General features: G+C 62.9%; 21 protein-coding genes. 15 read left to right on the forward strand and 6 right to left on the reverse strand.

The genetic code is table 11. The features are described 5' to 3' along the window. Positions 1–6: 6 nt before the first annotated feature. The 4 genes from fabF to fabD form a co-directional block, all read right to left on the reverse strand. Positions 7–1,269, reverse strand: a complete 1,263-nt coding sequence (gene fabF / locus J2X76_RS01255; RefSeq protein WP_113129994.1) for a beta-ketoacyl-ACP synthase II — start codon at positions 1,267–1,269, stop codon at positions 7–9. Between the two features lie 129 nt (positions 1,270–1,398). Next, entirely contained in the window at positions 1,399–1,635 is a 237-nt protein-coding gene (locus J2X76_RS01260) for an acyl carrier protein (protein ID WP_003502080.1), read from the reverse strand. A gap of 288 nt (positions 1,636–1,923) precedes the next feature. Then, positions 1,924–2,661 (reverse strand): 3-oxoacyl-[acyl-carrier-protein] reductase, encoded by a 738-nt coding sequence (gene fabG, locus J2X76_RS01265; protein ID WP_037080776.1) that lies wholly within the window; start codon positions 2,659–2,661, stop codon positions 1,924–1,926. A 28-nt stretch (positions 2,662–2,689) separates the two neighbouring features. Beyond that, a complete protein-coding gene (fabD, locus tag J2X76_RS01270) occupies positions 2,690–3,637 on the reverse strand; it encodes an ACP S-malonyltransferase (protein ID WP_113286037.1) in 948 nt (315 codons plus the stop codon). Positions 3,638–3,803: 166 nt separating this feature from the next. Here fabD and J2X76_RS01275 point away from each other — a divergent pair, with 166 nt between their 5' ends. The 9 genes from J2X76_RS01275 (at position 3,804) to J2X76_RS01315 (ending at position 11,796) form a co-directional block, all read left to right on the forward strand. Then, complete coding sequence (locus tag J2X76_RS01275; RefSeq protein WP_113129991.1) at positions 3,804–4,850, forward strand: aldo/keto reductase; 1,047 nt, start codon at positions 3,804–3,806, stop codon at positions 4,848–4,850. A gap of 135 nt (positions 4,851–4,985) precedes the next feature. Beyond that, positions 4,986–5,288 (forward strand): helix-turn-helix transcriptional regulator, encoded by a 303-nt coding sequence (locus J2X76_RS01280; protein WP_162732369.1) that lies wholly within the window; start codon positions 4,986–4,988, stop codon positions 5,286–5,288. 289 nt (positions 5,289–5,577) lie between these two features. After that, on the forward strand, positions 5,578–6,057 hold the full coding sequence (gene rpsF, locus J2X76_RS01285; protein WP_113129989.1) for a 30S ribosomal protein S6: 480 nt from the start codon (positions 5,578–5,580) through the stop codon (positions 6,055–6,057). 22 nt (positions 6,058–6,079) lie between these two features. Further along, a complete protein-coding gene (gene rpsR / locus J2X76_RS01290) occupies positions 6,080–6,328 on the forward strand; it encodes a 30S ribosomal protein S18 (RefSeq protein WP_003496832.1) in 249 nt (82 codons plus the stop codon). A gap of 161 nt (positions 6,329–6,489) precedes the next feature. Further along, positions 6,490–7,473, forward strand: a complete 984-nt coding sequence (locus J2X76_RS01295; RefSeq protein ID WP_113286054.1) for a DUF2232 domain-containing protein — start codon at positions 6,490–6,492, stop codon at positions 7,471–7,473. Between the two features lie 22 nt (positions 7,474–7,495). Further along, entirely contained in the window at positions 7,496–8,071 is a 576-nt protein-coding gene (gene rplI / locus J2X76_RS01300) for a 50S ribosomal protein L9 (RefSeq protein ID WP_113129988.1), read from the forward strand. 262 nt (positions 8,072–8,333) lie between these two features. Beyond that, complete coding sequence (locus J2X76_RS01305; RefSeq protein WP_113129987.1) at positions 8,334–9,827, forward strand: replicative DNA helicase; 1,494 nt, start codon at positions 8,334–8,336, stop codon at positions 9,825–9,827. A gap of 417 nt (positions 9,828–10,244) precedes the next feature. After that, positions 10,245–11,411 (forward strand): alanine racemase, encoded by a 1,167-nt coding sequence (alr, locus tag J2X76_RS01310; protein WP_113286040.1) that lies wholly within the window; start codon positions 10,245–10,247, stop codon positions 11,409–11,411. A 70-nt stretch (positions 11,412–11,481) separates the two neighbouring features. Further along, on the forward strand, positions 11,482–11,796 hold the full coding sequence (locus J2X76_RS01315; protein ID WP_113129985.1) for a type II toxin-antitoxin system ParD family antitoxin: 315 nt from the start codon (positions 11,482–11,484) through the stop codon (positions 11,794–11,796). Between the two features lie 23 nt (positions 11,797–11,819). Here the strand turns inward: J2X76_RS01315 and J2X76_RS01320 are convergent, their stop codons facing one another. Beyond that, complete coding sequence (locus J2X76_RS01320; RefSeq protein ID WP_310212252.1) at positions 11,820–12,047, reverse strand: hypothetical protein; 228 nt, start codon at positions 12,045–12,047, stop codon at positions 11,820–11,822. Between the two features lie 24 nt (positions 12,048–12,071). On the opposite strand from J2X76_RS01320, the gene radA reads away from it, so the two are divergent. The 5 genes from radA (at position 12,072) to J2X76_RS01345 (ending at position 17,364) form a co-directional block, all read left to right on the forward strand. After that, a complete protein-coding gene (gene radA / locus J2X76_RS01325; protein WP_310212256.1) occupies positions 12,072–13,475 on the forward strand; it encodes a DNA repair protein RadA in 1,404 nt (467 codons plus the stop codon). A gap of 103 nt (positions 13,476–13,578) precedes the next feature. After that, entirely contained in the window at positions 13,579–14,166 is a 588-nt protein-coding gene (locus J2X76_RS01330) for a CvpA family protein (RefSeq protein ID WP_113129982.1), read from the forward strand. A gap of 155 nt (positions 14,167–14,321) precedes the next feature. After that, positions 14,322–15,824, forward strand: a complete 1,503-nt coding sequence (purF, locus tag J2X76_RS01335) for an amidophosphoribosyltransferase (protein WP_113129981.1) — start codon at positions 14,322–14,324, stop codon at positions 15,822–15,824. Positions 15,825–16,302: 478 nt separating this feature from the next. Next, a complete protein-coding gene (locus tag J2X76_RS01340) occupies positions 16,303–17,043 on the forward strand; it encodes an SDR family NAD(P)-dependent oxidoreductase (protein WP_310212259.1) in 741 nt (246 codons plus the stop codon). A 102-nt stretch (positions 17,044–17,145) separates the two neighbouring features. After that, positions 17,146–17,364, forward strand: a complete 219-nt coding sequence (locus J2X76_RS01345; RefSeq protein ID WP_113129979.1) for a hypothetical protein — start codon at positions 17,146–17,148, stop codon at positions 17,362–17,364. 14 nt (positions 17,365–17,378) lie between these two features. Here J2X76_RS01345 and J2X76_RS01350 read toward each other — a convergent pair whose 3' ends face one another. Beyond that, positions 17,379–17,786, reverse strand: coding sequence for a low affinity iron permease family protein (locus J2X76_RS01350; protein WP_310212262.1), 408 nt, complete (start codon positions 17,784–17,786; stop codon positions 17,379–17,381). A 157-nt stretch (positions 17,787–17,943) separates the two neighbouring features. On the opposite strand from J2X76_RS01350, the gene J2X76_RS01355 reads away from it, so the two are divergent. After that, positions 17,944–18,324 carry a hypothetical protein gene (locus J2X76_RS01355; RefSeq protein WP_113129977.1) on the forward strand — a complete coding sequence of 127 codons (381 nt, stop codon included), beginning with the start codon at positions 17,944–17,946 and terminating at the stop codon, positions 18,322–18,324. Positions 18,325–18,541 lie beyond the last annotated feature (217 nt).

The raw sequence follows: 18,541 nt of genomic DNA on the forward strand, positions 1-18,541 counted from the left end.
TAAAGATCAGGCGTCGTAGCGGCGCAGCACGAGCGATGCGTTAGTGCCGCCGAAACCGAAGGAGTTCGACAGCGCCACATTGATCTCGCGCTTGCGCGCCGTGTGCGGCACGAGGTCGATCGCCGTCTCGACATCGGGATTGTCGAGATTGAGCGTCGGCGGTGCGATGTTGTCGCGGATGGCGAGCGCCGAGAAGATCGCCTCGACCGCACCGGCGGCACCGAGAAGATGGCCGATCGCCGACTTGGTCGACGACATCGAGATCCTCGAAGCAGCATTGCCGACCAGGCGCTCGACCGCGCCGAGCTCGATCGTGTCGGCCATGGTCGAGGTGCCGTGGGCGTTGATGTAGTCGATCTCGGAGGCCGCGATGCCGGCACGCTTCAGCGCCGCCGTCATGCAGCGGAAGGCGCCGTCGCCGTCTTCGGACGGGGCGGTGATGTGGAAGGCGTCGCCGGAAAGTCCGTAGCCGACCACTTCCGCATAGATCTTGGCGCCGCGCGCCTTGGCATGTTCCAGCTCCTCCAGAACCACGATGCCGGCGCCCTCGCCCATGACGAAACCGTCGCGGTCGCGGTCATAGGGGCGCGAGGCCTTCTGCGGATCGTCGTTGTGCTGAGTGGACAGCGCCTTGCAGGCGGCAAAACCGGCAAGCGAAATGCGGCAGATCGGCGATTCCGCGCCGCCGGCGACCATCACCTCGGCATCGCCGAAAGCGATCATCCGGGCCGCGTCGCCGATCGCGTGCGCGCCGGTGGAACAGGCGGTGACGACCGCGTGGTTCGGACCGCGAAGCTTGTGGCGGATCGACACCTGGCCGGAGACCAGGTTGATCAGGCGGCCGGGAATGAAGAATGGCGAGATACGGCGCGGGCCCTTGTCGCGCAGCGTGTAGCCTGCCTCGACAATGCCTTCGAGACCGCCGATGCCCGAACCGATCAGCACGCCGGTGGCGATCTGGTCCTCGTCGGTCTTCGGATGCCAGCCGGCATCTTCGAGCGCCATGTCGGCGGCGGCCATGCCGTAGATGATGAAGGGATCGACCTTGCGCTGTTCCTTCGGCTCCATCCACTGGTCGACGTTGAACGTGCCATCGGAACCGTCGCCGACAGGAATGCGGCAGGCGATCTTTGCGGGAAGGTCTTCGACCTCGAATTCAGTGACGACGCGGGCGGAATTTTCGCCGGCCAGCAAACGCGACCAGCTGATTTCCGTTCCACATCCGAGAGGAGATACCATGCCGGTACCGGTGATAACGACCCGTCTCATCGCCAGTGCCCTACCCTATATTCTTTTCTCAATGTCAGGGCGTTCAGGCCCCAATTGCTGAAACGGCCCGAACAAGCGGGCCGTTTGCGGGATCTGCCTTGCGGCGTCATCCCCTATATGTCGGGTCGATCAGGCCTGGGCCTTCTCGATGAACTTCACAGCGTCGCCGACGGTCAGGATGGAATCCGCAGCGTCGTCGGGGATTTCAACGCCGAATTCTTCCTCGAAAGCCATGACCAGTTCGACGGTGTCGAGCGAGTCCGCACCGAGATCGTCGATGAAGCTTGCGCCTTCGACGACTTTGTCGGCATCGACGCCGAGGTGGTCAATAACAATTTTCTTCACGCGTTCTGCGATATCGCTCATGTCGGTTTCCTCGACCTTTGTCTTTATCGAATGCCCGAATGGCATCCGCACCCTGTTAAAAACCTGCGACCGCCGCTTGTTCAGCGGCGATGCGGGCAAACCCGTTCTCCCCTTTTTCAGGTTCCGGTCTCATCGCTTTCACGCAATGTGACGGCCTGCATTTCAGGGTGACCATTCACAGTCATGGCCCGCTTAACATGGTTTCCGTGTTCAGCAAAGCCAGAATTTGTTCCATTGCACAGCTGCCAACAACCGATTGCAACGTGTTTTTCCAATGCCTGGGCTCAATCAGATCATCGCCATGCCGCCGTTGACATGCAGGGTCTGTCCGGTGACGTAACCCGCCTCGCTGGAGGCGAGATAAAGAACCGCAGACGCGATGTCCGAACCGGCGCCCATGCGCTTCATCGGAATGGCGCCGAGGATCGCTTCCTTCTGCTTGTCGTTCAGCTTGCCGGTCATGGCGCTGTCGATGAAACCCGGCGCGACGCAGTTGACCGTCACGTTGCGGGTGGCGATTTCCTGGGCGAGTGACTTCGAAAAACCGATCATGCCGGCCTTGGAGGCGCAGTAATTGGTCTGGCCCGGATTGCCGGTGACGCCGACCACGGAGGTGATGTTGATGATGCGGCCGTAACGGCGGCGCATCATCGGATGGGTGAGCTCGCGGGTCAGGCGGAAGACCGCCGTGAGGTTGACTTCGAGCACCGCATCCCAGTCGTCGTCGCTCATGCGCACGAACAGGCCGTCCTTGGTGATGCCGGCGTTATTGACGAGGATGTCGACGCCTTCGAGCTCGGCCTCCGCCTTCTCGCCGAGCGCCTTGACCTCGGCGCGATCGGAGAGATTGGCCGGGAAGATCTTGACGCGGTCGCCGAGCTCGGCGGCCAGAGCTTCGAGCTTCTCGACGCGCGTGCCGTGCAGGCCGACGGTGGCGCCCTGCTTGTGCAGCATCCGGGCGATCTCTTCGCCGAGCCCGCCGGTTGCGCCCGTCACCAATGCCTTGCGGCCGGTCAAATCAAACATGATCGTGTTCCTTCGCGTGTCTTTGGTTTCAGCCGAGAATGGCTGTGAGCGCGGCTTCGATATCGGCCGGCGTGTTGACGGCAATGCCGGAGATATTCTTGTCGATGCGGCGGGCAAGGCCGGTCAGCACTTTTCCCGAGCCGATCTCGTAAAGGGTGGTCACGCCATTGGCGCCGAACCATTCCACGGTCTCGCGCCAGCGCACCTGGCCGGTCACCTGGGTGACCAGCAGAGTGGCGATCTCGTCGGCGTCGTAGACCGGCACCGCGCGCACGTTGGCGACGACCGGAACGACCGGGTTGTTCTTCTCGACCTTGTCGAGCGCATGGCGCATGGCGTCGGCGGCCGGCGCCATCAGGTCGCTGTGGAAGGGTGCGGAAACCGGCAGCATGATGGCGCGCTTGGCGCCCTTTTCGGTCGCGAGCCCTGCCGCCTTCTCGACCGCCGCCTTGGAGCCGGAGATGACCAGCTGGCCGCCGCCATTGTCGTTGGCGATCTGGCAGACGCCGGCATCCCGCGCTGCGGCGCAGATGGCGTCGACGTCGCCGTGTTCGAGGCCGATGATCGCGGCCATCGCCCCCTGCCCGACCGGAACCGCCGACTGCATGGCATCGCCGCGGATGCGCAGGAGCCGCGCCGTATCGGCCAACGAAAAAGTGCCGGCGGCACAGAGCGCCGAATATTCGCCGAGCGAATGACCGGCGACGAAGGAAACCTTGTCGGCGAGCTTCAGGCCGCGCGCTTCCATCACCCGGATCGCCGCAACGGAGACGGCCATCAGCGCCGGCTGCGCGTTGGCGGTCAGCGTCAGCGTTTCTTCCGGGCCGTTCCACATGATGTCGGAAAGCTTCTGGCCGAGCGCCTCGTCGACTTCATCGAAGACCGCGCGGGCTTCGGGGAAAGCTTCCGCCAGATCCTTGCCCATGCCGACGGCCTGGCTGCCCTGGCCGGGGAACGTGAATGCGATAGTGCTCATGGGGATGATTTCCTTCCCTTATGTTTTGCCCTCTCCATTCACATTCCGGCCCGGAGAGTCAAGGGCGGCGCGGTTTTCCGGGCCTTTTCCGACCTGTTGTCCCCTTGCGCTTCGTCAAATCCCGCTTAGAGTGCCGCCGACTTTTTGACGACAGGATCCCATCTCGATGAAGTACAGGAAACTCGGCCGCACGGACTTGTCCGTGTCGGAAATCTGCCTTGGCACCATGACCTGGGGCACCCAGAATACGGAGGCCGAAGCCCATGAGCAGATGGACTACGCGTTCGGGAACGGCATCAACTTCTTCGATACTGCCGAACTCTATCCGACGACTCCGGCCGGCCCCGCCACCTACGGCCGGACCGAAGAATATATCGGCACCTGGCTGAAGAAGAACGCGGCCAAGCGCAAGGACCTCATCCTCGCCACGAAGATCGCCGGCGGCGGGCGTCCGCACATCCGCGAAGGGCGCGACATCGAATCCGCCACCATCCGCGAGGCGGTCGATGCCAGCCTGAAGCGCCTGCAGACCGATTATCTCGATCTCTACCAGATCCACTGGCCGAACCGCGGCACGTTCCATTTCCGCAACTCCTGGACCTTCGACGTTTCGGCGCAGGACCGCGACAAGGCCGCTGCCGAAATCGCCGAAATCCTCGAAACGCTGGGCGACCTGGTCAAGGAAGGCAAGGTCCGCGCCGTCGGCCTGTCCAACGAAAGCGCCTGGGGCGCCATGAAATACCTGCGGCTGTCCGAGAAGAAGGCCCTGCCGCGCATCGCCTCGCTACAGAACGAATACAATCTCCTCTACCGGCATTTCGATCTCGACCTTGCGGAAGTCGCCCATCACGAGGGCGTCGGGCTGATGGCCTATTCGCCGCTCGCCGCCGGCCTGCTGACCGGCAAGTACCAGAACGGCGCAAGGCCGGAAGGATCGCGCGCGACGATCAACAAGGATCTCGGCGGCCGCCTGACACCCTATCAGGAGCCGGCGGTGAAGGCCTATATCGAGGTCGCGGCCAAGCACGGCCTCGACCTTGCCCAGATGGCGCTCGCCTTCTGCCTGTCGCGCCCGTTCATGGCGGCGGCCATCATCGGCGCGACGTCGATGGCCCAGCTGAAGCACGACATGGCGGCCGCCGACCTGACGCTGTCGGACGACGTGTTCGCCGATATCGCCAAGGTTCACCGGCTCTATCCAATGCCGCTCTAAGGTGCCGCTCTAACGAGTGACATTCCAGCGACGCCCAAGGGCCGGAGCCGTCTACCTCCAATGGGCAACTTGCTCCGGCCCGCAAAAAGACCGCTAATCGGTGCACCTCCAGATCCGGAGCGACGCGCCGAAGCCATGCAATCCGTTCTGCCCCGAAGAGAGTTCGCAAGGCGTCGAAAGCAACTCAAACTGACGCAGAAGGAGCTTGCCTCGGAACTGGACCTGCCGCTGGACGAGTTGCGGAAGCTCGAAACCGGCGACCAGCCGGTGCGCAGGCTCCATCTTCTCGCCCTCGACCAGTTGAGACTAGGGGCAGCGATCAGGGATTCGACACTGGTGACCGCGGCGATGCTTCTGAACGCCGAACAACTGCTCGAAAGCGTCGGCTATCGCATCAGCCGAAGCCAGGAGGCAGGCGGCGACTGGAGCCCGGACTAGGGCCGGGAACGGGCTGAACGCCGGATTTCGAACCTTCCCCTTGCCATCGCTGCAAAAATCCGTATAAGCGCGCTGTTCGAAACACCCGGTCTTCTGGCTGGTGGCTGAACGGAGGGCAGGTTTCTCAAAAGGAAGCCGCAGGGACCACAGGGTCCAAGCCTCCCGTGTCTCCGCTCTCGACCGTCTCGATACAACACTTTTCTTGCCTGGGTTCGCCCGTTCAGGAGCAGTCGTTGAGGCTTAGCCGCCGAGGTCCGGGTAGACAACCGCAAGAAAAGGCAAAGCTTACATGGCTCTTTACGAACACGTATTCCTTGCCCGGCAGGATATGTCCGCTCAGCAGGTTGATGCCCTCGTCGAACAGTACAAGGGCGTCATCGAAGCTAACGGCGGCAAGGTCGGGCGCATTGAAAACTGGGGCCTCAAGTCCCTCACCTACCGCATCGCCAAGAACCGCAAGGCTCATTACGCGCTGATGGACATCGACGCACCGGCTCCGGCCGTGCACGAGATGGAACGCCAGATGCGCATCAACGAAGACATTCTTCGCTACATGACGATCGCCGTCGAAAAGCATGAAGAAGGCCCGTCGGCGATGATGCAGAAGCGCGACCGTGACGACCGTCCGCGCCGCGATGGCGACGACCGTGGCCCGCGCCGCGAATTCGGCGACCGTCCTCCGCGCCGCGAAGGCGGCTTCGGCGACCGTCCGGACCGTGGTCCGCGTGAAGGCGGCTTCGAGCGCCGTCCGCGCGAAGACCGTGCGTAATAAAGGCTAAGGAGAAAAGACCATGGCTGACACATCCTCCTCCCAGGCACGCCGTCCGTTCCATCGCCGCCGCAAGACCTGCCCGTTCTCGGGCGCCAATGCGCCGAAGATCGACTACAAGGACGTTCGCCTCCTGCAGCGCTACATTTCCGAGCGCGGCAAGATCGTTCCGTCGCGCATCACGGCCGTTTCCCAGAAGAAGCAGCGCGAACTCGCCCAGGCGATCAAGCGCGCCCGCTTCCTCGGCCTGCTGCCCTACGTCGTAGCGTAATTTTCGAATACCGGACCCGCTGATCAAAAGTCAGCGGGTCCATCCCTTCCGCGATGGGCGCGGATCGGAACCTTTCAAAACCCCATGTTGGGGATGAAGTGCCTGAGACACTGATTCAGGACTTGTCCCCTAACTGCTTCAAAAAGCAGGACAGCGAGACCGTGACGAACAAGAACCAGACAGTGCTGCCCACCGGCATTCTCGCCGGCATTGCCGCCACCCTGCTCGTGCTGGGTGCGAATGCGCAGATGTCTTTTGCGTCCCTGCTTTACGCCGCCTCCTCGCTCCCGATCTTCATCGCCGGCCTCGGCTGGGGCAATCGCGCCGCGATCGTCGGCATCGTGACGGCCGCGGCCCTTGGTGCGATCCTCGTTTCGCCGCTGTTTGCGGTCGCCATGGCGGTCTTCACGCTGATCCCGGCGGGCTGGCTGTCGCATCTCGCCAATCTGGCGCGTCCCGCCTCCGAACTCGGCGGTCCCGACAACCTGATGGCCTGGTATCCGATCTCGGACATCCTCCTGCATCTCTGCGGCCTGGTGACGCTCGCCGTCATCGCGCTGGGGGTTGCGATCGGCTACGGTCCGGAACTCACCGACCAGTTGGTCGACGCCATGACCGCCGCCCTCAAGGCCCAGGAACCGGCCTTCACGCCGGAAGCCGCGGGCATGGCGCAGACCAAGGCGCTTCTGGTGCTGATGCTGCCACTCGTCCAGGGTGGCGTGTGGGTGGCGCTGCTGTTTGCCTCCTTCTACATCGCCGTGCGCATCGTCTCGCGCTCCGGCCGGGCGCTGCGGCCGCGCGAAGACATGCCGTCGGCGCTGCGCATGAACCGGCATGCGATCTTCATCTTCCTCGGCGGCATCGTGCTTGCCTTCCTCGGCGGCGTTCCGGCGATGATCGGCGCCACCATCTGCGGCACGTTCGGTGCCGGCTTCCTGCTGGCGGGCTTCGCCTCCTTACATTTCCGCAGCCTCGGCAAGGACTGGCGCATCCCGGTCCTCGTCCTCTGCTACCTCTCTTCCATGCTTGTCCTGCCGGCGATCGCGATCCTCATCCTGGGGCTTTCCGATACACGGCGGACGATCGCGCTGACCCCGCTGAAAGGCGGCGCGAGCCCCGACAACAAGACCGACAACAAGAATTGACTGATCGAAAGGAAACCTAACCATGCAAGTCATTCTGCTTGAACGCGTGCCGAAGCTCGGCCAGATGGGCGAAACCGTCAAGGTCCGCGACGGCTTTGCCCGTAACTACCTCCTGCCGCTTGGCAAGGCGCTGCGCGCCAACGAAGCCAACAAGAAGCGCTTCGAATCCGAGCGTGCGACGCTCGAAGCCCGCAACCTCGAGCGCAAGGGCGAAGCCTCCAAGGTCGCCGAAGTTCTCGACGGCAAGTCCTTCATCGTCGTGCGCGCCGCCGGCGAAACCGGCCAGCTCTACGGCTCGGTCGCTGCTCGCGACATCGTCGATGCGCTGGCAACCGAAGGTTTCACCATCGGCCGCAACCAGGTCGACCTCAACACGCCGATCAAGGAAATCGGCCTGCACAAGGTCACCCTGCACCTGCATTCGGAAGTCGAAGTTTCGGTTCAGCTGAACGTCGCCCGCTCGGCGGAAGAAGCCGAACGTCAGGCCCAGGGTGAAAGCCTCACCTCGGCCGACGCCATCTACGGCGTCGACGAAGATGCCCTGCGTCCGGAAGATTTCTTCGATCCGGAAGCCGACGGCTTCGGCGACGACGAATAATCCTCGTCTCCCGGACATTTCAAAGAGCGCCCGGCCTGCAAAGGCCCGGGCGTTTTTTTGTCTTTTTCGGGCTATAAAAAGAGAGAAATCCGAGTCGATTCGCTCCGGGAGCACAGTCAAATAGATTCACGGTTTCCGACCGTTTTTTGCTTCATGCAGTGCTTTGGCCTGTGAACTACTGTGGGAATCAAGATTACCGTTTCGTGACAGACCGGACGCCTTTAAGGCTACTGCCGGGGTAAGGGACAGAACGGAAAAGACCATGAACGACGCAGTACGCAAGCTCGCCAACGTCCAGCCGGCGGAGCCGCATTACCGCGAAGCCCCGAACAATATCGAGGCCGAACAGGCACTGCTCGGCGCGATCCTGGTCAATAACGACGCCTATTACCGCGTCTCCGACTTCCTGAAGCCCGTCCATCTCTACGAGCCGCTGCATCGCAAGATCTTCGAGGTCGCCGGCGACATCATCCGCATGGGCAAGACCGCCAATCCGGTGACGATCAAGACCTTCCTGCCGGCCGACGACAAGGTCGGCGACCTCACGGTGGCGCAATATCTGGCGCGCCTCGCCTCCGAAGCCGTGTCGATCATCAACGCGGAAGACTATGGCCGGGCGATCTACGACCTGGCGCTGCGCCGGGCGTTGATCACCATCGGCGAGGACATGGTCAACATCGCCTTCGACGCGCCGCTCGACATGCCGCCGCAGACGCAGATCGAGGATACCGAACGGCGCCTTTTCGAACTGGCCGAAAACGGCCGTTACGACGGCGGCTTCCAGTCGTTCAACGACGCGGTGGCGCTTGCCATCGACATGGCCGGCCAGGCCTTCGAACGCGACGGCCATCTCTCCGGCATCTCGACCGGCATCATGTCGCTCGACGGCAAGATGGGCGGGTTGCAGCGCTCCGACTTGATCGTGCTCGCGGGACGTCCCGGCATGGGCAAGACCTCGCTTGCCACCAACATCGCCTACAATATCGCCGCCTCCTACGAACCGGAAGTGCAGCCGGACGGTTCGTTCAAGGCCAAGAACGGCGGCGTCGTCGGCTTCTATTCGCTCGAAATGTCGGCCGAACAGCTCGCCACCCGTATCATTTCCGAGCAGACGGAAGTTTCCTCCTCGAAGATCCGCCGCGGCGACATCACCGAGGCGGATTTCGAAAAGCTGGTCGCCTGCAGTCAGATGATGCAGAAGGTTCCTCTCTTCATCGACCAGACCGGCGGCATCTCGATCGCCCAGCTTTCCGCCCGCGCCCGCCGCCTCAAGCGCCAGCGCGGCCTCGATTGCCTGGTGGTCGACTATATTCAGCTGATGACCGGCGCCGGCAAGGGCGACAACCGCGTGCAGGAAATCACCCAGATCACCACCGGCCTCAAGGCGCTGGGCAAGGAACTGAACGTGCCGATCATCGCCCTGTCGCAGCTCTCGCGCCAGGTGGAAAGCCGCGACGACAAACGCCCGCAGCTCTCCGACCTTCGCGAATCGGGCTCGATCGAGCAGGACGCCGACGTGGTTCTGTTCGTGTTCCGCGAGGAATATTACGTCAAGAACATGGAACCCCGCGACATCGCCGACCCGAAATATCCCGAATGGGAAGCGCTGATGGATAAGGTGAAGGGCACGGCCGACGTGATCATCGCCAAGCAGCGCCACGGACCGACCGGCACCGTCAAGCTCGCCTTCCAGTCCGAATACACCCGCTTCGCCGATTTGGCCGACCCGAGCTTTACTCAGTACGAAGAGCATTGATCGGTGGGCAATGTCTTTTTCCGCCGATGGTGAGTGTAGGATCGCCTGAGCGATTGGGTGTTCATCATCAATATTTGAGCCAGCCCGCCCCCCTCTGGCCTGCCGGCCATCTCCCCCTCAGGTGGGGAGATTATCCGCGGCACGACCTTCGCTCCCAATAAACCTCAGGCGGGACAGCGCTCGGATGGAAGAGGCTCGACGTGAGACTGTGAGCAGGCGCCCAGCGGATCTCCCCACCTGAGGGGGAGATGGCCGGCAGGCCAGAGGGGGGCCGGCATATTCCAGCGCTTGTGACGGGTCTGCGGCATCCACGGCCCAAAAGATTGTGCAGCGCAAAGGATTTTGCCGGCGCGGTCTTTTTCCTGCCTTCGAAACCGGTAGGATCGTTGCAACCGTCCTCATTCCCCACGAGCCGACATGACCGATTTCGACAGCGAGCTTTCCTATCCCGACGATTTCGATATCGCGCCCGTCCGGCTGACGGTCGATCTCGGCGCGCTTGCAGACAACTGGCGGGAGATGGCACGGCGCTCGGGGACGGCGCGGGCGGCGGCCGTGGTCAAGGCGGACGCCTACGGGCTGGGGCTGGAGGATTGCGGCACGACGCTGTATGAGGCCGGCGCCCGGGATTTCTTCGTGGCGGTGGTGCAGGAGGGCGTCACCCTGCGCGCCTATGCGCCGGACGCCCGCATCTATGTGCTTTCCGGGATCTGGCCCGGCCAGGAGCGGATGTTCTTCGAACACGACCTGGTACCGGTTCTCGCCTCGGAGGAACAGCTCGCCTTCTGGATGGGCGTAACGGCCGAGTATGGCGACCACCCCTGCGCCCTGCAGGTGGATACCGGCTTCAACCGGCTCGGCCTGCCGCTCGAGGATGCGATCGCCTTCGCCGACGACGTGTCGCGGCCGGCGAGCTTTTCGCCGGTCCTGGTGCTGTCGCACCTCCATAGCGGCGACACGCCCTCCTCGCCCCTCAACCAGAAACAGCTTTCGGCTTTCCAGAGGGTTGCGGAGGCTTTCGAAGGGATTGAAACGAGTCTTTCCGCCTCGGCCGGGATCTTTCTGGGACCTGACTATCATTTCGACCTCACCCGCCCCGGCATCGCTCTTTACGGCGGCGAGGCGGTGAACGGCGTGCCGAACCCGATGAAGCCGGTTGCCAAGGCGGAAGCCCGCGTCATCCAGATCCGCGACGGCCGGAAGGGCGAGACGGTCAGCTATGGGGGCACCTATCAGCTTGCCCGCGACAGCCGGCTCGCCATCGTCTCCGCCGGTTATGCGGACGGTTACAAACGCGCGCTCTCCGGCTCCGGCGTGCCGCTGCGCCAGACCGTCAAGGACGGCGGCTTCGGCTTCGTCGCCGGCCGCAAGGTTCCGGTCATCGGCCGCATCACCATGGACCTGACGATCTTCGACGTCACCGATGTCCCGGCCTCGGACATTGCAGCCGGCGACTATGTCGAACTGTTCGGCCAAAACGTCGCCCTCGACGACGTCGCCCGCGCCGCCGGCACGATCGGTTATGAGCTGCTTACCAGCCTCGGCCTGCGCTATGAGCGGCGGTATATCTATCCCGACGAGTGAAGTGGCTTTCGCAGCTACCCTCTTGGAAGCGGAAAATCGCCGTGCTATACGAGAACAAAAGGAGATCGAAATGACCGAGATCCATCTCAGTGACGACGATAAAGCCTTCATCGAAGAGCAGGTGAAGGACGGTCGATACAAGGATGCTGACGAGGTTGTCGCGGCTGGTTTGCGACTGCTCGGCAGCGAGGAAGGTGAAATTCAAGAACTCCGGCGGCTGATCCAGCAAGGCATCGACGATGTCGATGCCGGACGGGTCATGGCCTTCAACAGCGCCGAGGAGATGACAGCGCATATCCTGCAGATGGCTGAGGAGCGGAAGAATGCGGCGACGTCAGCTCAAAATGTCGCTCGAGGCTCTGAACGATCTTCTCGGCATCTATGAGTATATCGCCCAGTTCGACGCGGTTACTGCAAAAAAACTTCCTCGATGACATCAACCGCAAGATCGAGTGGATCGCGGAATTGGGAATAACCGGGAGCACGCGGAATTTTATCCCCGGCCTTCGTGCATTCCTCTATCGAAAACGATGCATCTACTTTTTTATTGACGACGAAAAGATAACCGTCCTTCGCGTCCTGCATGGCCGGCAGAAAGCCGTCCTGGAAGACTTTCTTCCCTTTTATCAGACTCAAGAAAAAGACTGACCTGAACTCCCCATGGCAAAACCAAAAACCCAATTCGTGTGCCAGAACTGCGGCACGGTGCATAACCGCTGGGCCGGCAAGTGCGACGGCTGCGGCGAGTGGAATACCATTATCGAAGACGACCAGATGGGCGGCATCGGTGGCGGTCCCGGCAAGATGCCGAAGAAGGGCCGCGCCGTGGCGCTCACCACGCTGTCGGGCGAGACCGAGGAGGCGCCGCGCATCTTCACCGGCATTTCCGAGCTCGACCGGGCGACCGGCGGCGGGTTCGTGCGCGGTTCGGCGGTGCTGGTCGGCGGCGATCCGGGCATCGGCAAGTCGACGCTTCTGATGCAGGCCGCCGCCGCCCTGTCGCGCCGCGGCCACCGGATCATCTATGTTTCGGGCGAAGAGGCGGTGGCGCAGGTGCGGCTGCGCGCCCAAAGGCTGGATGCCGCCAATACCGAGGTGCTGCTTGCCGCCGAGACCAATGTCGAGGACATCCTCGCGACGATCGGCGACGGCAAGCGGCCGGATCTCGTCATCATCGATTCGATCCAGACGCTGTGGAGCGACACCGCCGATTCGGCGCCCGGCACCGTCACCCAGGTGCGCACCGGCGTGCAGGCGATGATCCGTTTCGCCAAGCAGACGGGCGCTGCCATGGTTCTCGTCGGCCATGTCACCAAGGAAGGCCAGATCGCCGGCCCGCGCGTCGTCGAGCATATGGTCGATGCGGTGCTTTATTTCGAGGGCGACCGCGGCCACCATTACCGCATCCTGCGCACCGTCAAGAACCGATTCGGGCCGACCGACGAGATCGGCGTCTTCGAAATGTCCGACAAGGGGCTGCGCGAAGTCACCAATCCGTCAGAGCTCTTCCTCGGCGAGCGCAACTCGAAATCGCCGGGCGCGGCCGTCTTCGCCGGCATGGAAGGCACGAGGCCGGTTCTGGTCGAAGTGCAGGCGCTGGTGGCGCCGACCTCGCTCGGCACGCCGCGGCGGGCCGTGGTCGGCTGGGATTCGTCGCGCCTCTCGATGATTCTCGCGGTGCTGGAGGCCCATTGCGGCGTCAAGCTCGGACAGCACGACGTCTATCTCAACGTGGCGGGCGGTTACCGGATCACCGAGCCTGCGGCCGACCTTGCGGTTGCTTCCGCGCTGGTCTCGTCGCTCGCCGGCCTTGCCCTGCCGGCCGATTGCGTCTATTTCGGCGAAATCAGCCTCTCGGGGGCGGTGCGGCCGGTTTCGCAGACCGCCCAACGCCTTAAGGAAGCTGAGAAACTTGGTTTTGCAGGCGCGATGCTGCCGGCGACGTCCGCGGAAATGCCGAAGGGTGCGAACGGACGCTGGGCGACGATCGAAGACCTGCCGGACCTTGTGTCACGCATCGCCGGTTCCGCGTCCAGGCTGAGGCAAACGCCGGAAGATGATTGATCTTCCGTTAACAAGCCCGCTGATGTATGACGGCTGCGGTAAGGCGGGGCGCCGGGCTAAAGCCGGCAAGTCTTGAAGTCGGCAAGTCTGGAGTAGATCATATATGCCCATCACGATTTTCGACGGTATCGTCATCGGTGTGACGCTGTTTTCCGCCGTGCTTGCCATGGTTCGCGGTTTTTCGCGCGAGGTGCTGTCGATCGCAAGCTGGGCGGGCTCCGTTGCCGCCGCCTATTACCTCTACCCGCTGGTCCTGCCCTATGTGAAGCCGCATCTCAGTGACGAGCGCATCGCGATCGCCGCATCCGCCGGTGCCATCTTCATCATCGCTTTGATCGTCATCTCGTTCATCACCACGCGGATCGCCGATTTCATCATCGACAGCCGCATCGGCGCGCTCGACCGCACGCTCGGCTTCCTGTTCGGCGCCGCCCGCGGCATCCTGCTGCTCGTCGTCGCCGTCGCGTTCTGGAACTGGCTGGTGGCCGCCAACGCCCAGCCGGCGTGGGTGACGCAGGCGAAATCGAAGCCTTTCCTCGACACTCTGGTCGCCCGCCTCGAAGCCGTGCTGCCCGCCGATATCGAGCCGCAGATCCGCGCCCGCATCCTCGGCAAGGACGCCGCACCCGCCGATGGCGCTCCGGCTCAGGATCAGCCGGCGGCGGATGACGCGCCTGCGACAAATAATTGACGTGATCTTGCGCTTGATGCAGCGCAAAACGTCACCATTTGTGGTACCATTCGCATCCAAGTGAAAATCAGGCTGGTTTCCGGGGAGCATCTCCCCCGGCCGGCCTTTCCATTTTTCCGACAGGGACAGGTTGTCCAAAGGGATAAGGGGCCAAGATGAACCAGCCGGTTTCCGAGACATTCGCCGCAGACAGCGTCAACGAATGGGATGGCGATACCCTGCATGAAGAATGCGGCGTGTTCGGCATTCTCGGCCATCCCGAGGCCGCGACGCTGACGGCGCTCGGCCTGCATGCGCTGCAGCACCGCGGCCAGGAAGCCGCCGGTATCGTCTCCTTCGACGGATTGCGGTTCCATTCGGAACGCCGCATGGGCCTCGTCGGCGACCATTATACCGACCCCGCCACACTGGCCCGCCTGCCCGGCAATATCGCCATCGGCCACAACCGCTATTCGACGACAGGCGAAGTGGCGCTGCGCAACGTCCAGCCGCTGTTTGCCGAACTGGAAGTCGGCGGCATCGCGGTCGCCCATAACGGCAACTTCACCAACGGCCTGACACTGCGCCGGCAGCTGATCGCCGGCGGCGCCATCTGTCAGTCGACGTCGGATACCGAAGTCGTGCTGCATCTCATCGCCCGCTCCCGCTACACGTCGACGGCCGACCGGTTCATCGACGCGATCCGGCAGATGGAAGGCGGCTATTCGATGCTCGCCCTCACCCGCACCAAGCTGATCGCCGCGCGCGACCCCACCGGCATCCGCCCGCTCGTCATGGGCGAACTCGACGGCAAGCCGATCTTCGCGTCCGAAACCTGCGCGCTCGACATCATCGGCGCCAAGTTCGTCCGCGACGTGGAGAATGGCGAAGTCATCATCTGCGAGATCCAGCCGGATGGTTCGATCTCGATCGATGCCCGCAAGGCCGGCAACGGCCAGCCGGAGCGGCTCTGCCTGTTCGAATATGTCTATTTCGCCCGCCCCGATTCCGTCGTCGGCGGCCGCAGCGTCTATGTCGCCCGCAAGAACATGGGCATCAACCTCGCCAAGGAAGCGCCGGTCGAAGCCGACGTCGTGGTGCCGGTGCCGGATGGCGGCACGCCGGCTGCCCTCGGTTATGCCCAGGAGAGCGGCATCCCGTTCGAATACGGCATCATCCGCAACCATTATGTCGGCCGCACCTTCATCGAGCCGACCCAGCAGATCCGCGCCTTCGGCGTCAAGCTCAAGCATTCCGCCAACCGGGCGATGATCGAGGGCAAACGCGTCGTGCTGGTCGACGATTCGGTGGTGCGCGGCACGACCTCGCTGAAGATCGTACGGATGATCCGCGATGCCGGCGCCAAGGAAGTGCATCTGCGCGTCGCCAGCCCGATGATCTATTACCCGGACTTCTACGGCATCGACACGCCGGACCGCGACAAGCTGCTCGCCAACCAGTACGACAGCCTGGAAGCCATGTGCCAGTATATCGGCGCGGACTCGCTCGAATTCCTGTCGATCAACGGCCTCTACCGCGCCGTCGGCGGCGAGGACCGCAACAATGCGCGGCCGCAGTTCACCGACCATTATTTCACCGGCGACTACCCGACCCGCCTGCTCGACAAGGACGGCGAGACGATGGGACGCAAGGTTTCGGTTCTGGCCAGCAACGGGTGATAGGGGTTTGAGGGACGGCGGTTCACTACTCATGTGAATTGCGAGCGAACCCGCCGAATGCTCTGCTCCGCCTGCAATAAGCCGCCGAGCAAGACCACCCCCCTCTGCCCTGCCGGGCATCTCCCCCTCAAGGGGGGAGGTCGATATGCTGTCGGCTCACCACTCCCTTTGACGCGCAGTCATGGCTTTTACCCGACCGGTCGCATTGATTTGGGCAGGCCGGCGCTCCATCCGATCTCCCCCCCTTGAGGGGGAGATGTCCGGCAGGACAGAGGGGGGTGCGCCGCGCCCACATCGGGAGCCGTAAAAACTCCCCCCATGCGCAAGGACTTGCGCGCGCCGGATCGCTGTGACAAGCACAGGAATAAGAATGGTGAAGGTTGGCGCTCGTTCGAACAAGCGCAACAGCCCCTTCTCCATCAAGGATTCGACGACGGATGGCGGCCTTGGTGCTGCGTCATGCATTAGGGACTGGAACATGACTATCGATCTGAAGGGCAGGATCGCGCTGGTGACGGGCGCGTCGCGGGGCATCGGGTATTTCACGGCGCTGGCGCTGGCAAAAGCCGGCGCGCACGTGATCGCGACCGCCCGCACCGTCGGCGGCCTCGAGGATCTCGACGACGCGATCAAGGCGGCGGGCGGCACGGCCACGCTGGTTCCCTTCGACATCACCGATATGCAGGCGATCGACAAGCTCGGCGCCTCGATCTTCGAGCGCTGGGGCAAGCTCGACATTCTCGTCGCCAATGCCGGCATCCTCGGGGTCATCTCGCCGCTCGGCCATATCGAGGCGAAAGTGTTCGAAAAGGTGATGCTGACCAATGTCACCGCCACCTGGCGGCTGATCCGCTCGGTCGAGCCGCTCCTGACCAAATCCGATGCCGGCCGGGCGATCATCATGTCGTCGGGCGTCGCCTCCAAGGCGCCGGCCTTCTGGGGCGCCTATTCGATCTCGAAGGCTGCGGTCGAGAACATGGCCCGCATCTGGGCGGCCGAGACCAACCACACGCCGCTCAAGGTCAACGTCGTCAATCCCGGCGCCACCCGCACCGCCATGCGCGCCCAGGCCGTGCCCGGCGAAGATCCGGAAACGCTGCCGCATCCGTCGGAGGTCGCCGAAAAGATCCTGTTCCTCGCCTCTCCCGAGACGACCGATACCGGTCGCCTGTTCGTGGTACGCGACAACAGGTTCGTGGATTTCCGCTCACCGGAATAAAAGCGACCCCTTGCCGCAGGGGCGCACTTGCATTTGACATTGGTCAATTCTGCGAGTGGATGGGGCAAATGCCCAAACGGCCGCCGCAATGCAAGGACGCCTATGCAACCGCATCTTACCGACGAGCAAAGAGAACAGGCGACGGCAACCGCCAATCTGGTCGCCGCAGCGATGGCCCGTCTTCACCGCGAGCACGGCGAAGCCGCCGTCATGGAAGCCATGCGGCTCATCAGTTCCGCCATGACCGACGACGCGCGGCGCAAGTCCATCGCCCAGGCCCTGCTCGACAACAGCAATCCGCCGATCGACGACGGTCGCTGACGCGACCAAAGTCGCTAGACGTTCTGCGCCTCCTGATCCAGCGCCTTGGCACGACGCTGCAGACTTACGCTCAGCTTGCGAAGCTGCTCCTCGTCAAGTTTCTCGATGCCGATGAACTCGTTGGCGGCCTGGCTCGACAGGATCAGTTCGTCGAGCTTCGCCTGGACCGCCTCGCCATCCCGGTTCTGGGAGTTCTGCAGGACGAAGACCATCAGGAACGTGATGATCGTGGTTCCGGTGTTGACCACCAGCTGCCAGGTTTCCGAAAATCCGAAGAACGGGCCGGTAACACCCCAGATGACGATCAGGGCGACGGCAGCGACAAATGCGACGGGCTTTCCCGACCAGGAGGCGACCGCGCTCGAGAAGATGTCGAAGATGTTGTGGTGTGTATTGCGGCTGGCCATTTGTTGTCCATCCATCGGCAATATTCCTGCCGAATAACGTGCGAAGCGTCTGTTTTGATCCCAGGGGCACATCAGAAGCAGCTAACGAATACCGATGTATAAAATTCCGATTTCCGCTATGCTGCGGGTCCTGCAAGATGGCGCAGGAATTTCATATTTCGGGGGAAATCTGATGAGAAATATCGCTTTCTGCTTCTTCGGCGCAGCCGTGCTCTGTGTCACCGTCGGAATGTTCTGGGGCATTCACATGGCGATCTCCGGCGACCACCTGATGGCGCCGGCGCACGCGCACCTGAACCTGGTCGGCTGGACGACGATGGGGCTTTTCGGCCTCTATTACACCGTGACCCCGGCGGCGGCCGATACCCTGCTGGCAAAGGTGCATCTCGGCTTTGCTGTTCTTGGCGTGCTCTGTCTCGTGCCAGGCATCGCGATGGCGGTTTCCTCGGGCGGCGAGGCGCTGGCTGCGATCGGCTCAATCCTCACCGCCATCTCGATGCTGATCTTCCTGTTCACGGTCGCGCGGAACGGCATCGGCCGCAAGACGGCATAACGCGACCCAAACCACCTGGCACGGGCAAGCCACTTGACCAAATGGATTGCCCGCGCCATAACGCCTTCCATGAAAACGGCGATTTCCATTTGTGGGATCATTATCCGCTAGCGTTCGCGCTGGCCCGGCCGTTTTCGTCTCTCGAAAAGCCTTGAAGACAAACGACCCGGCCGGAGCCGGATGCTTTCGTGTTGCCTGAACATGAAAGCATCCGGCT

This window comes from Neorhizobium sp. 2083 (genome assembly GCF_031455615.1).
GTDB lineage: Bacteria > Pseudomonadota > Alphaproteobacteria > Rhizobiales > Rhizobiaceae > Neorhizobium.

Excerpts from the sequence above, each read along its gene's own strand:
- J2X76_RS01340 (WP_310212259.1), top strand. The coding sequence starts at position 16,303 with ATGACTATCGATCTGAAGGGCAGGATCGCGCTGGTGACGGGCGCGTCG.
- J2X76_RS01330 (WP_113129982.1), top strand. The coding sequence starts at position 13,579 with ATGCCCATCACGATTTTCGACGGTATCGTCATCGGTGTGACGCTGTTT.
- J2X76_RS01315 (WP_113129985.1), top strand. The coding sequence starts at position 11,482 with ATGACCGAGATCCATCTCAGTGACGACGATAAAGCCTTCATCGAAGAG.
- J2X76_RS01355 (WP_113129977.1), top strand. The coding sequence starts at position 17,944 with ATGAGAAATATCGCTTTCTGCTTCTTCGGCGCAGCCGTGCTCTGTGTC.
- J2X76_RS01350 (WP_310212262.1), bottom strand. The coding sequence starts at position 17,786 with ATGGATGGACAACAAATGGCCAGCCGCAATACACACCACAACATCTTC.
- J2X76_RS01345 (WP_113129979.1), top strand. The coding sequence starts at position 17,146 with ATGCAACCGCATCTTACCGACGAGCAAAGAGAACAGGCGACGGCAACC.
- purF (WP_113129981.1), top strand. The coding sequence starts at position 14,322 with ATGAACCAGCCGGTTTCCGAGACATTCGCCGCAGACAGCGTCAACGAA.
- fabD (WP_113286037.1), bottom strand. The coding sequence starts at position 3,637 with ATGAGCACTATCGCATTCACGTTCCCCGGCCAGGGCAGCCAGGCCGTC.
- rpsR (WP_003496832.1), top strand. The coding sequence starts at position 6,080 with ATGGCTGACACATCCTCCTCCCAGGCACGCCGTCCGTTCCATCGCCGC.
- J2X76_RS01305 (WP_113129987.1), top strand. The coding sequence starts at position 8,334 with ATGAACGACGCAGTACGCAAGCTCGCCAACGTCCAGCCGGCGGAGCCG.
- radA (WP_310212256.1), top strand. The coding sequence starts at position 12,072 with ATGGCAAAACCAAAAACCCAATTCGTGTGCCAGAACTGCGGCACGGTG.
- rplI (WP_113129988.1), top strand. The coding sequence starts at position 7,496 with ATGCAAGTCATTCTGCTTGAACGCGTGCCGAAGCTCGGCCAGATGGGC.
- J2X76_RS01280 (WP_162732369.1), top strand. The coding sequence starts at position 4,986 with ATGCAATCCGTTCTGCCCCGAAGAGAGTTCGCAAGGCGTCGAAAGCAA.
- J2X76_RS01260 (WP_003502080.1), bottom strand. The coding sequence starts at position 1,635 with ATGAGCGATATCGCAGAACGCGTGAAGAAAATTGTTATTGACCACCTC.
- J2X76_RS01275 (WP_113129991.1), top strand. The coding sequence starts at position 3,804 with ATGAAGTACAGGAAACTCGGCCGCACGGACTTGTCCGTGTCGGAAATC.
- rpsF (WP_113129989.1), top strand. The coding sequence starts at position 5,578 with ATGGCTCTTTACGAACACGTATTCCTTGCCCGGCAGGATATGTCCGCT.
- alr (WP_113286040.1), top strand. The coding sequence starts at position 10,245 with ATGACCGATTTCGACAGCGAGCTTTCCTATCCCGACGATTTCGATATC.
- fabG (WP_037080776.1), bottom strand. The coding sequence starts at position 2,661 with ATGTTTGATTTGACCGGCCGCAAGGCATTGGTGACGGGCGCAACCGGC.
- fabF (WP_113129994.1), bottom strand. The coding sequence starts at position 1,269 with ATGAGACGGGTCGTTATCACCGGTACCGGCATGGTATCTCCTCTCGGA.